12 protein-coding genes are annotated in these 12,818 nt (G+C 40.9%); all 12 read right to left on the bottom strand.

Translation table 11 applies throughout. From position 1 onward, the window contains the following. Window positions 1-116: 116 nt before the first annotated feature. Window positions 117-2,390, bottom strand: coding sequence for a DNA translocase FtsK (locus EDD69_RS06755; protein WP_132948199.1), 2,274 nt, complete (start codon window positions 2,388-2,390; stop codon window positions 117-119). 88 nt (window positions 2,391-2,478) lie between these two features. Further along, the gene (locus EDD69_RS06750) at window positions 2,479-2,706 is read right to left on the bottom strand and encodes a YlzJ-like family protein (protein ID WP_132948198.1); all 228 of its coding nucleotides are present in this window, start codon (window positions 2,704-2,706) and stop codon (window positions 2,479-2,481) included. Then, entirely contained in the window at window positions 2,703-3,422 is a 720-nt protein-coding gene (locus EDD69_RS06745; RefSeq protein WP_132948197.1) for a ClpP family protease, read from the bottom strand. The genes EDD69_RS06750 and EDD69_RS06745 overlap by 4 nt, the downstream gene beginning before the upstream one ends. A gap of 124 nt (window positions 3,423-3,546) precedes the next feature. Then, window positions 3,547-5,208, bottom strand: a complete 1,662-nt coding sequence (locus EDD69_RS06740) for a ribonuclease J (protein ID WP_132948196.1) — start codon at window positions 5,206-5,208, stop codon at window positions 3,547-3,549. A gap of 115 nt (window positions 5,209-5,323) precedes the next feature. Then, entirely contained in the window at window positions 5,324-6,196 is an 873-nt protein-coding gene (gene dapA / locus EDD69_RS06735; protein ID WP_132948195.1) for a 4-hydroxy-tetrahydrodipicolinate synthase, read from the bottom strand. A 12-nt stretch (window positions 6,197-6,208) separates the two neighbouring features. After that, a complete protein-coding gene (gene dapG / locus EDD69_RS06730) occupies window positions 6,209-7,450 on the bottom strand; it encodes an aspartate kinase (RefSeq protein WP_132948194.1) in 1,242 nt (413 codons plus the stop codon). Window positions 7,451-7,472: 22 nt separating this feature from the next. Next, window positions 7,473-8,522 (bottom strand): aspartate-semialdehyde dehydrogenase, encoded by a 1,050-nt coding sequence (gene asd, locus EDD69_RS06725; protein WP_132948193.1) that lies wholly within the window; start codon window positions 8,520-8,522, stop codon window positions 7,473-7,475. 121 nt (window positions 8,523-8,643) lie between these two features. Continuing rightward, window positions 8,644-9,243 carry a dipicolinate synthase subunit B gene (locus EDD69_RS06720; protein ID WP_132948192.1) on the bottom strand — a complete coding sequence of 200 codons (600 nt, stop codon included), beginning with the start codon at window positions 9,241-9,243 and terminating at the stop codon, window positions 8,644-8,646. Then, a complete protein-coding gene (dpaA, locus tag EDD69_RS06715; protein WP_132948191.1) occupies window positions 9,240-10,142 on the bottom strand; it encodes a dipicolinic acid synthetase subunit A in 903 nt (300 codons plus the stop codon). The genes EDD69_RS06720 and dpaA overlap by 4 nt, the downstream gene beginning before the upstream one ends. 130 nt (window positions 10,143-10,272) lie before the next feature. Further along, entirely contained in the window at window positions 10,273-10,512 is a 240-nt protein-coding gene (locus tag EDD69_RS06710; RefSeq protein ID WP_132948190.1) for a YlmC/YmxH family sporulation protein, read from the bottom strand. Window positions 10,513-10,578: 66 nt separating this feature from the next. Further along, the gene (locus EDD69_RS06705; protein WP_132948189.1) at window positions 10,579-11,814 is read right to left on the bottom strand and encodes a M16 family metallopeptidase; all 1,236 of its coding nucleotides are present in this window, start codon (window positions 11,812-11,814) and stop codon (window positions 10,579-10,581) included. Then, a complete protein-coding gene (locus EDD69_RS06700; protein WP_424565338.1) occupies window positions 11,807-12,772 on the bottom strand; it encodes a polysaccharide deacetylase family protein in 966 nt (321 codons plus the stop codon). The genes EDD69_RS06705 and EDD69_RS06700 overlap by 8 nt, the downstream gene beginning before the upstream one ends. Between the last annotated feature and the right edge of the window lie 46 nt (window positions 12,773-12,818).

Genomic DNA, 12,818 nt, shown 5'->3' with positions numbered 1-12,818 from the left:
TTTCCTATTGCCTTTTTTTGGTCATTAATAGGGTATCCAATTTGATTGTGGGGTATACCGCTTCAGCCATGGTTAATTGATTTTCACAGAAAAAAAGAGGCTTAAAACAGCCTCTTTTATGATGTTTGGGCATGGTCTTTCGGAGAGGATACGAGCACAGCACGCGGTTTGCTTCCTTCGTACGGTCCGACAATGCCCCTTGCTTCCATTGCATCGATTAAGCGTGCTGCTCGTGTGTAACCAATGCGAAAACGGCGTTGCAACATGGACACAGATGCGCTTTGCATCTCGATGACCAACTTAACCGCTTCATCGTAAAGCTCATCTTCAAATGCTTCAACTGCATCGTTTGTATCATTCAACATCATTTCTTCTTGATATTGAGCTTTTTGTTGCGAAATGACAAAATTAACCACCGCTTCAACTTCTTGATCAGAAACGAACGCTCCTTGTACTCGTATCGGTTTTGTTGCTCCTACTGGGAAAAAGAGCATATCTCCACGACCTAACAGCTTTTCTGCACCGCCCATATCTAAAATGGTGCGTGAATCGGTTTGAGATGAAACGCTAAACGCGATGCGTGAAGGAATGTTGGCTTTAATAACCCCTGTAATGACGTCTACAGATGGCCGTTGGGTCGCAATAATTAAATGAATTCCTGCTGCACGCGCCATTTGTGCAAGTCGCGTAATCGAATCTTCAACATCTGATGAAGCAACCATCATTAAGTCCGCTAATTCATCGACAATAACAACAATATAAGGAAGGGTTGGTTGCGGAGTTTCCGCAGTTTGATTGTGCTTTTGAATATATTCATTGTACCCTTCAATATTTCTCGTGCCCGTATGAGAAAATAACTCATAGCGCCGCTCCATTTCGCTAACCACTTTTTTCAATGCTTGTGAAGCCTTTTTTGGATCGGTAACAACCGGTGTCAAAAGATGAGGAATTCCATTATATACACTCAACTCAACCATCTTCGGGTCAATCATCATCATTTTGACCTCATGCGGTTTTGTGCGCATGAGCAAACTTGTAATAATGGCATTAATGCAAACGCTTTTGCCGCTTCCTGTTGCTCCTGCTACTAAAAGATGAGGCATTTTATTGAGCTCTGCTAACACCGCTTGTCCGGATATATCTCGTCCCAAACCGATTAGCAATTTGGCGTCTGGCTTATCTGCTTCTTTCGCTTCAAGAACTTCTCGCAATGAAACCATCGCAATTTCTTCGTTTGGAACTTCGATGCCGATTGCCGATTTTCCTGGAATCGGTGCCTCGATGCGAATATCTTTTGCGGCTAAGGCAAGAGCTAAATCATCGCTTAAACTAACAATTTTGCTCACCTTCACGCCGACGTCTGGATACACTTCATATCTTGTGACAGCTGGTCCAATATGTACTTTTGTCACTTTTGCTTTGACGCCAAAGCTTTGGAACGTTTTTTCAAGCTTACGGGCATTCGCATAAATGCTTTCTTTTTCTTTTGACTGATCAGCCGGTTTAGGAGAGTGAAGCAAGTCTAATGGCGGAAGAACATAATCGACATTTTCCACTTGAGAAAACGAAATGGTTTCATCAGGTTGTTCTTGCTCATTTGTTTCTTCCTCAACCAACGCATCATGAAAATTGGAAATAATCGGCGGATCGTCTGGAACAGATGTTTCGCTTTCTTCTGTCATATCCATCATGACTTCAACAGGTTGCTCTTTCTCCACATCTGTTTTCGGCTTCTTCCGCTTTTTTCGATGAATCAATGATTTTGTATCTTGAATGAATGCCCTCCATTGTGATCGAATAAAAGAAACCAACCATCCGATTAATTTTCCGAGCGTTTCTTGCAGTGATTTTCCTGTCAACAATACAATACCGATGATCATCAATAAAGAAGCAATCCACTTTGTTCCAAGCTGATCAAATAAATAATAACTTGCAGCAAATAAAACGGCACCGATCATTCCACCGCCTAAATCCGAAAAAGCGGTCGCTTCTCCGCGCACTTCCATCCAGAAAAGCTCCCATGTAGCTCGAATAATGCTCGGTTGCGCAAATTTCCCTTGTCTTGATAATAACTGAAACAACGTTTCGTGACTAAAAAGCAATAACGCCATCACAATCAAATATACTCCGACAACGGCGCGATGAAAAAAAAATGGCCATTTTCTTTTCCAAATGACATAGAGCGATAAAATCATTGAACCAATGAACAATAATATATACCATTCTCCCATAAAAAAACGGGCAAGAAAGACGAACGAGCGACCAACAAAACCGAGATTGGCCATAGCGATCACAGATAAAGCAAAAATGGTTAAGCCAATCAATTCAAAGCGCAACGTCGTTTTCCATTGTTCGTTCCTTTTTGTTCGACGCTTTTTTTGTTTTGCCATATCGTCCACTCCAAAACATAAAAAATGGAAGGCGAAAAAGCAGCCAAAGATTGGCTGCTTTTTCGTTCTAACCTTATTATAACATAAATCATAAAAACGTTAGCACAGTAGAATGAAGTTTTTTCCCTGGCGCATATTGTGCTTGTAAAAAATGCTGCGGGTCGCTGCTCAACAAGCGAACAATTTCATATTCATTCGTCTCCGTTTTTTGCACAAGCAACGAAACCCCATTGCATTGAACGACATGTTGTTTTTTATATTCTTCATCGGAAGATTGAAAAATTAATGATTCTGGAACAATGGTATGTAAAATCATTGTAGCATCTTTCCTTTAGTGGATGATCTAAATTCAATCAGTTCTCGCAATTTTTTCATCGCTTGCGACAACCCGCCAACTTCGTCGATTAATCCGTATTTGACCGCATCCGTGCCAACGACGTTCGTTCCAATATCACGCGTCAAATTTCCTTTAGAGAACATTAATTCTTTAAATTTCTCTTCGTTAATTTTTGAATGTTTGACAACAAAATTAACGACTCTCTCCTGCATTTTATCCAAATATTCAAAGGTTTGCGGCACGCCAATGACCAACCCAGTCAGACGAATCGGATGGATCGTCATCGTTGCTGTTTCAGCAATAAAAGAATAATCGCATGAAACTGCAATCGGAACGCCGATGGAATGCCCTCCTCCTAAAACGATTGAGACGGTTGGCTTTGACAAGGAGGCAAGCATTTCCGCAATCGCTAACCCTGCTTCTACATCTCCGCCCACTGTATTCAAAACAACGAGTAATCCTTCAATGTTTGGATTTTGTTCAATAGCGACAATTTGTGGAATCACATGTTCATATTTTGTCGTTTTATTTTGCGGCGGCAGTTGAATATGCCCTTCGATTTGACCAACAATCGTTAAACAATGAATCGTTGAATCTTGCGATAGTTGCGGGATGTTCGTTTGTCCTAACTGCTCAATATTTTCTGTCGTTGTTTCGGTAGTTTCTTCATTGGAGGTAGATCGTTGTGCATCCATTCAAAAACTCCTTTCTCACACGTTGTATCGTTAGTATGGTTTATTTGTTTGCTGTTCATACAAAAAAAACGCCTGCTGAAACATTCATTTCAGCAGGCGTTTTTCTGACTTTGAGCTTCTTATGTTAAATTTCCATAATAATTGGTAAAATCATTGGTTTTCGTTTCGTTTTTTCAAATAAGTATTGATTTAATGCATCACGAATATTCGTTTTCAATGAAGACCATTCAATGACGTAATCTTGCATACATTTCGTTACAATATCTTTAACGATTTTTACAGATTCTTCTAATAAAATTTCTGACTCACGGACATAGACGAAACCGCGCGAAATAATTTCTGGACCGGCAATGATTCTTTTTTCTTCTTTGCTTAATGTCACGACAACGATCATAATTCCATCTTGAGAAAGGAGACGACGGTCACGCAATACAATGTTGCCGACATCTCCGATCCCTAAACCGTCAATTAAAATATTTCCATATGGAACTTTCCCGCCATGGCGAGCATGACCGCCTCGAAATTCAATCACATCTCCTTTATCGATTAAAAAGATGCGATCTTCGCTAATGCCGACGGCTTGCGCTAACTTCGCATGAGCTTTTTGCATGCGATATTCGCCATGAACAGGAATGAAATACTTTGGCCTCATTAAATTTAACATCAGTTTTAACTCTTCTTGATAGCCGTGTCCAGATACATGAACTTTTCTTTGGCCATATACAACATTAGCACCTGCTCGATATAGGGCATCGATTGTTTTCGAAACAAATAGTTCATGACCAGGCATCGGCGACGATGCGACGATGACAGTATCTCCTTCTTTAATGTTGACGTACTTATGAGTTTGTTTAGCCATTCGCGCCAGCGCTGCCATCGGTTCGCCTTGATTTCCTGTCGTTAAAATGACAAGGTCGCGGTCTGGATAGCGATCCACTTCATACACCGGAACCATCATTTTTTCATCGATATGCAAATAACCCAATCGAGCAGCAATATCAATAATTTTATGCATATTCCGGCTAACGATGGCCACTTTACGCTTATGATCCTTCGCCGCATTTAATACTTGTTGAATGCGCGTAATATTTGAAGCAAAACATGCTACAATGACACGTCCAGGTGCATTATAAATCACATCAGAGATCTCTTGGCCAACGACCGCTTCCGATCCTGTATACCCCGGCTTCTCCGCATTTGTACTATCGGATAGTAAACACAAAACGCCTTTTTCACCGATTTGAGCCATTTTTCCAAAGTCAACACGAGCCATTCCAACAGGTGTTTGATCAAATTTAAAATCGCCAGTGTAGACGATTGCCCCTTGTGAAGTTTCAATGCTAATTCCGATCGAATCCGGAATGCTGTGATTGGTCTGGAAAAATGAGATCTTTGCTTTTTTAAATGAAAGTTGTGTATCAGATCGTACTTCCACCCGTTCCGCTTTTGTAGTGACACCGTGCTCTTTCAATTTTTCTTCAACAAGGGCAAGCGTCAATTTTGTCGCATATACAGGAGCTGTAATTTTTCTTAACACGTAAGCGATCGCACCAATATGATCTTCATGTCCGTGCGTCAAAAAAATCCCTTGAATCCGTGCTTCATTTTCTACCAAATAGGAAATATCAGGAATGACTATATCAATTCCGAGCATCTCATCTTCAGGAAACATCAATCCGGCATCAATGACAAATATTTGCTCATCCACTTCAACAACATACATGTTTTTTCCGACTTCTCCGACACCACCGAGTGCAAATACTCTCACTTTTTCTGCTTGCTTCATAAAATTTCCTCCTAAAACCAATAACAAACTCACCCGCTCAAAGTCACTTAAGTTCATTATAACTGATGCAAGAATTGGAACACAAGAAAAAAAGAAAGGGGAGATTCCCCTTTCCTCATAGTGTATTTAACAAGTTCATTAATTGAACTCGCTCCTGCTCTGTAAGCGGAACGAGCGGCAAGCGAACCGATCCGACATCCAATCCCTTTATTTGAAGAGCTGTTTTGACAGGAACTGGACTTGGCGCTGCAAACAGTCCTTTCATAATCGGCAATAGTTTTTGATGGAGCTTTGCCGCTGTTTGATGATCTCCGCTCTCAAAAGCAGCAATCATTTCCTTCATCTCATTACCGATCACATGCGAAGCGACAGACACGACTCCGCTGCCGCCAATCGCAAGCACCGGCAAGGTCAATCCGTCATCTCCGCTATAAAGCAGAAAATCTTCGCGCGTCTTTGCAATGATTTCCGTCATGGCATCCAAGTTTCCACTTGCATCTTTCACCGCAACGATGTTCGGAATTTCAGACAAACGGACGATTGTCTCTACAGAAATGTTTACAACCGCTCTTCCTGGAATGTTATAAACCATGATTGGAAGCGTTGTGCTTTCTGCGATCGCCTTGTAATGTTGATAAATTCCTTCTTGATTTGGCTTGTTATAGTAAGGAGCAACAATCATCACGCCGTCAACGCCAATTTCTTCGGCTTTTTTCGTTAATTCAATCGAAGCGCGGGTATTATTGCTGCCCGTTCCAGCAATAACGGGAACTCTTCCATCGACTACTTTCACAACATGGCGAAATAAAGCTACTTTCTCTTCCGTTGTCAACGTTGGCGATTCTCCCGTTGTTCCGGCTACAACAAGAGAATCCGTTCCGTTTTCAATTAAATAGTTTACCAATTGTGTTGTTTTAGCAAAATCGATATTTCCTTTATGATCAAAAGGAGTTACCATCGCTGTAACAATTTTCCCGAAATTAACCACTTGCTTTCACTCCTAACTAAAATCATATTGTTCAGTTTTGAGTGGTTCTTCAGATAGATGAAATGCATCATGTAACGCATTTACAGCTTTTTCTAAGTCCTCTTCTTTGACCAGCACCCAAATCGTTGTATGGCTATCGGCTGATTGCAAAATTTGAATTCCTTTCTCTGACAATGCTGTCACAATTTTCGCTGTAACTCCTGGTACGCCGGCAATTCCTGCGCCAACGGTCGATACTTTTGCACATCCCCGCGTGACGACAGGATCATATCCAAGTTTTTTCAAAGCTTGAATCGCCCGATCCGCTAAATCGCTCGAAACCGTATAAACGACTCCATTTGGCGAAATATTAATAAAATCTACACTAATTCCTTCATTTGCCATCGCTTTAAATACTTCCGCTTGCAAATCATAGCGTCCCTCTTTTGCAAACACTTTAATTTGCGTAATGTTTGCAACATGGGCAATTCCTGTCACGAGCCGTTCTTTTATGTCGCTTCCCTTTTTCCCTAATGATGTAACAAGCGTTCCTGGAGAATCGGAGTAAGTGGAACGAATACGAATCGGCACCTTTGCCTGCATCGCAATTTCAACCGCACGCGGATGAATGACTTTTGCTCCTTGATAAGCCATGTTGCAAATTTCCGTATAAGTGACAACATCAAGCGGACGAGCGTTTTTCACGATACGCGGATCCGCTGTCATGACCCCTTCAACATCGGTAAAAATGTCAATCCATTCCGCATTTAATGCAGCACCTAACGCAGCGGCAGATGTATCGCTTCCACCGCGTCCAATGGTTGTCACATCGCCATTTTTTGCGGCGCCTTGAAATCCAGCAACGACAACAACATCGTGCTCTTTTAACTCGTTTAATAGTCGTTCACAACGCATTTCGATAATTTTGGCATTCGTATGATCGTCATTCGTCCGGAACCCCGCTTGGGCTCCTGTTAAAGCCGTTGCCTTGATTCCGTGTTTGTTTAGCATATTCGTAAATACAACGCTTGAAATAATTTCGCCGCAAGCCATTAACATATCTTGTTCACGCTTTGTAATGCATGCGTTGCTTCCGTCGACGAGGCTAAGCAACGTATCGGTCGCATACGGATCTCCTTTTCGCCCCATCGCGGAAACAACCACAACCACTTTATACCCATCATTTAAAGCTTTCTCGATATGTTTTCGTGCCAGATTCCGTCCATGTTCATCTCGAACAGAGGTTCCTCCAAATTTTTGAACAATGATCTTCAATGTAAACACCTCGATGCGAATTTTACGCTTGAATGAGTCCTAATTTTAATAGGCTTTCTGCAATTTGAACAGAGTTCCATGCCGCTCCTTTTAAAAGATTATCGGAAACAATCCATAAATGGAAGCCTGTTTCGCGATTTAAATCTTTGCGAATGCGGCCGACAAATACATCATTTTTTCCTGCTGCATAAAGAGGCATTGGATAAAGTTGTTCACTTGGATCATCTTGTAAAACAACACCTGGTGCATCTTTTAAAACAGCTTTCATTTCTTCAACAGAAACGCCTTCTTTTTCCACTTCGATATAAACGGATTCAGAATGCCCAGTCATAACTGGAATGCGAACGCATGTAGCCGCTACTTCTAAGTCAGGCATATGCATAATTTTCTTCGTTTCATTGATCATTTTCATCTCTTCAAATGTAAAACCATTTTCTTGGAATTTATCAATTTGCGGAATCGCATTAAATGCGATTGGATAATGCTTTGATTCTGATTTTACCGGCAAAATTTCCGGCGTTACTTCTTCCCCTTTTAACATTTTTTCCGCCTGTGTTTTCAATTCTTCAAGTGCTTGGGCACCTGCTCCAGATACCGCTTGATAAGTAGAAACAATCACTCTTTTCAATCCAAACGCTTTTCGAATCGGCTCAAGAGCTACAACCATTTGAATCGTTGAGCAGTTTGGATTCGCAATAATGCCGTTATGCCATTTTAAGTCTTCCTCGTTCACCTCTGGTACAACGAGCGGAACATTTTCTTCCATTCGAAACGCGCTTGTATTATCAATGACAACCGCTCCACGCTTAACAGCTTCTGGGGCTAATTGTTTCGATACGGAGCCTCCAGCGCTAAACAAGGCGATATGGACCCCTTCAAAGCTTTCTGGTTTTGCCACCTGCACTTCAATTTCGGTGCCTTTGAACATGACTTTTTTTCCAGCTGAACGTTCAGAAGAAAGAAGCGATAATTTGGCGAGTGGAAAATTTCTTTTTTCTAATGTTTGCAACATTTGTTGACCGACTGCCCCTGTAGCACCAACAACAGCAACATGCAATCCTTTTTGTTCCATCTTTCATTCCCCTTCCAACTCATATAGCACAATTTTAATAACATTTATTTTAGCATATTCATTTGTAAAGGAGAGAAAAAATTTTTAATCATGCATAAAATTTCTTTTCCATGTTTATTTATTAACCATCTTCACGAAATGTTTCGATGATGACAGGTTGTAATTGTCGCCCTTCTAACGCGGCTTCCACCGTCTCTTTTAACAACGACATTTTTGCCACCATCGAATTCGGTTTGGTAAACGGTGCATCTTGACCGAACGGAATGAAGTAAATATTTTTCGCAGACATGAGTCGCATTAAGTTTACACCGTTTAAACCCAGTGCATCATTTGTGGAAATGCCGACTACAACTGGACGATGATTGCGCATCGTCGCCTTCGCGGCCATTAATACAGGTGAATCCGTCATCGCATTGGCAAGTTTGCTCATTGAATTCCCTGTCAATGGAGCAACTACCATGCAGTCAAGCGGAATTTTCGGTCCGAGCGGCTCTGCTTTTACAATTGTATCAATGACTTTATTTCCTGTCATCTCTTCTAACCTTTTGATCCAATCTTCCCCTTTGCCAAAGCGTGTATTTGTTGTTTGCACAGTATAGGAAACAATCGGCAATACCTCTGCTCCCGCAACAATTAGCTTTTCAATTTCAGGCATCACCGCATCATATGTGCAGTGTGAACCTGTTAAACCGAATCCAATTCGTTTTCCTTTTAAAGTCATTTTTTATTCTCCTTTCGTTTTTTTAAGTCATCAGAAAGAAGTTGAGAAAGGACGTTTGCAACAATTTGTCCAGCTGTTTTCGGCGCCACAATTCCTGGAAGCCCCGGTGCAAGCAAAGCTTTAATTCCGCGTTTTTCAGCGTACCGAAAGTCGGTGCCACCAGGCTTAGATGCTAAATCAACAATCAATGTATGGGCAGGCATTTTGGAAATGACGCTAGCGGTCACAATCATGTGAGGAATGGTGTTGATGCAAACATCGATATCTTTTACATTATTTTCTAAATCATTTAAATGAAAAGGCTCAAGTCCCATTTCTGTAATTCGAGCAATATGTTCCGACCGCCGTGCTCCTACTTTGACGCGAGCACCTAAGGAAGCAAAAGTCCGAGCGACGCTCATCCCCACTCGACCTAAACCTAACACAGCGACGCGCGAACCATGAATCGTAAAATCTGTATGTTGAATCACCATCATAATCGTTCCTTCAACTGTTGGAATGGAGTTATAAATCGCTACATCGTCTCGTTCGAATAATTGAACGTGTTTGCGACCCGTTATTGTAATTAACCCATCTAAGTAATCATTGCTAATTCCTGAATAAACGGTGCAATGATTCGGCGTTTGGCGAAGCAATGGTTCAGTTAAAACGACTTTTTCATTTGAAAAAATCGTGTTGATTTCACCCTCCATATTTGTGCCATGAACAGGTAAAACGATCGCATCAACATCCGAGAAATCAACCTCATCTATTTTCACTTTCGATGCCCCTGTAAAACCGTGATCCAATTGATCAAAACCAATGAGCGATAGTTTCACATCAAGTTCTGTCAATTTGCGAATAACTTCAAGCTGTCGGGCGTCTCCACCAATGACAGCGACATGCATTCCTGTCAACATGAATCGATTCACCCTCTTAAAACTAGTTTTTGGCCTATCCTTGCTACTCTCACATCTTATGAAAAAAACGGTAAAACGGTGAGTAAATAAAAAATAAATAAAAAAAGACACCGAACTTGTCGGTGTCGCGTTATTCATCTGGAAAGTCGATCAGAATCATATCTGCCCCTATTTTTTTCACATAACCCCACGGAACGCGTATTTCATTTCCTTCTTTCCGAAATCCAAACCATTTGGTTGTCGGAATAATAAGCGCTTGAATTTGTCCTGTTTTTTCATTAATCTCTAAATCTGTTTGCCCTAACACTCCTAATCGTTCCGCACGCTTCATATCAACAATTTCTTTGCCGCTCAGTTCACTTAACCGCATACACGAGCCCCCCTCTCTATTATTGTAAGAGGGAATACGTAAAAAAATGCCTGTAAGTGTTGAAACTTACAGGCTTTTTGGCAATTCTCCTTCAGGACTAATGAGCGCAAGCGAAAAATCTTCAGAAAAGATCGTTTTTGCTATACGATCGACGCTTTCTTTTGTGACTTGATCAATACTTTCAATGATTTCATCTAGAGAACGTTGACGTCCTAAAAGCAACTCATTCTTTCCATTTCGGCTCATGCGGCTGTTTGTGCTTTCTAGGCTTAACATTAAGTTCCCTTTCATTTGCTCTTTACTGTTTTCGAGCTCTTTTTGTGTAATTCCATCTTCCTTCAATTTTTGCACCGTTTCTTTGATTGTTTCAAATAAAACATCTAATTGATGGCTTGCTGTTCCTCCATAAATCGTTAACATCCCGCTGTCTTGATAAGCGGAGTGGTATGAGAACACTGAATAAGCAAGCCCACGTTGTTCACGCACTTCTTGGAATAAACGACTGCTCATGCTTCCGCCTAAAATATTGTTTAAAATAATGAGGCTGTAAATGTCATCATGACCAACCGGCAAACCGTTGAACCCAATGCATAAATGTACTTGTTCAGTGTCCTTTTGACGAGCGATTTTATTCGGATAAAAAGTAGGTGGTGTGAGTGGTTGGTTTGTTTGTTTCGTTGTAAATGAACCAAAATATTTTTCAATTTCTTTAATAAACGTGTCATCTACATTTCCTGCAACAGAAATGACAACGCGATCAGGAGTGTACGTCTCTTGCATGTATTGACGCAACGTATCCCCTGTAAATGTTGCTAACGTTTGTTCTGTTCCTAAAATCGGATAACCAAGCGGATGATTTTGATAGCTCGCCTTGCTCAATAAATCATGCACAAGATCATCTGGTGTATCTTCATACATTTTAATTTCTTCGAGCACGACATTTTTTTCTTTTTGCAGTTCTTCATCCACGAATGTAGAATGGAAAAACATATCCGCTAACATTTCTAAAGCAAAGTTCGCATGGTTATCCAATACTTTTGCATAGTAACACGTATATTCTTTCGATGTAAACGCATTGACTTGACCGCCGATTCGGTCAAACGATTCAGCAATTTCACGCGCAGTACGCGTGGTCGTTCCTTTAAAGAACATATGTTCAAGAAAATGAGAAATGCCGTTATTTTGCTCGTTTTCATTTCGAGAACCAGTGCCGATCCAAATGCCAATGGCAACAGATCGAACAGTTGGAATATGCTCTAGTACAACTCTTACCCCATTTTGACACGTATATGTTCTAATCAAGTTCGCTCCTCCTATTTTTTACAATTCTTTCCTCGTTTAATAATGTAGACACATTGCCAATTTCATATTCTTTTTGCTTAATCGAAACGATCAACGAATCTAAAGCTTTGGACGTTGATAACGTTGGGTGCATTAAAATAAGCGCACCGTTATGAACTTTAGATACTACTCGTTCCACTATAACAGAAGGTGCTGGTTTTTGCCAATCAATTGTATCGACGCTCCACATAATGGTTCTCATTCCAAGTTCATGAGCAATTTTGACGACATCATCGCGATAGCTCCCGCTTGGCGGAGCAAACCAGCGACACTTCACTCCTGTCGTCGCTTCGATCATTTCGTTTGTTTTTACCAGTTGTTCACGAATCTCATCATTGCTCATCACTTTTAAATCGGGATGATTATACGAATGATTCCCAATTTCATGCCCAGCATCCGCAATCATTTTCGCCATTTCTGGATGCTCTTTCGCCCATCTCCCTTCTAAAAAAAACGTGGCATGAATTCGATGCTTTTGTAAAGTATGAAGCATATCAGGAATGTATTCATTTCCCCATGCAACGTTAATTAAAAAAGCAACCATGGGCTTATCAGGATGACCGCGATAAATAGGCGATGGTGGTAAATCAGAAAGATGAATATTCGGTGAGACTTGTTGATACACAAGCTGCTTCGCGTCAAACTTTCCGAGCGTTTTCATATTTTTATAAGAAGCTTTAATATCTACCTTTAATCCGTTATAGCCAGGAATCGCCTTCCAAACTCGATCAATTTTAGCATCTTGTGGCGGAATTTCGTATTGTTTGGATTTTTCCATCATTTCTACATAAAGTGGATCCGTTTGTTTTGTCGCCTCTGAATCGAAACGTAAATGATGAATATACATTTCCGTCCAAGGATTTTGGACAATTGCGATAGCAGCTAAAAAAATGAAACTGAGCAAAAAAATTCGGCGCACGTTCTCCCCTCCCCTTCTATTAGAACGTATGTACACGCTGGACAGG

Source organism: Thermolongibacillus altinsuensis (assembly GCF_004341205.1).
Lineage (GTDB): Bacteria > Bacillota > Bacilli > Bacillales > Anoxybacillaceae > Thermolongibacillus > Thermolongibacillus altinsuensis.
Note: the sequence above shows the minus strand (reverse complement) of the source record. Positions and strands in the feature narration are given on the sequence as shown.

What these genes read in the sequence shown, in the direction of transcription:
- EDD69_RS06755 (WP_132948199.1), bottom strand. Translation starts at nt 2,390, where the DNA reads ATGGCAAAACAAAAAAAGCGTCGAACAAAAAGGAACGAACAATGGAAA.
- EDD69_RS06745 (WP_132948197.1), bottom strand. Translation starts at nt 3,422, where the DNA reads ATGGATGCACAACGATCTACCTCCAATGAAGAAACTACCGAAACAACG.
- EDD69_RS06740 (WP_132948196.1), bottom strand. Translation starts at nt 5,208, where the DNA reads ATGAAGCAAGCAGAAAAAGTGAGAGTATTTGCACTCGGTGGTGTCGGA.
- EDD69_RS06710 (WP_132948190.1), bottom strand. Translation starts at nt 10,512, where the DNA reads ATGCGGTTAAGTGAACTGAGCGGCAAAGAAATTGTTGATATGAAGCGT.
- EDD69_RS06750 (WP_132948198.1), bottom strand. Translation starts at nt 2,706, where the DNA reads ATGATTTTACATACCATTGTTCCAGAATCATTAATTTTTCAATCTTCC.
- dpaA (WP_132948191.1), bottom strand. Translation starts at nt 10,142, where the DNA reads ATGTTGACAGGAATGCATGTCGCTGTCATTGGTGGAGACGCCCGACAG.
- EDD69_RS06720 (WP_132948192.1), bottom strand. Translation starts at nt 9,243, where the DNA reads ATGACTTTAAAAGGAAAACGAATTGGATTCGGTTTAACAGGTTCACAC.
- asd (WP_132948193.1), bottom strand. Translation starts at nt 8,522, where the DNA reads ATGGAACAAAAAGGATTGCATGTTGCTGTTGTTGGTGCTACAGGGGCA.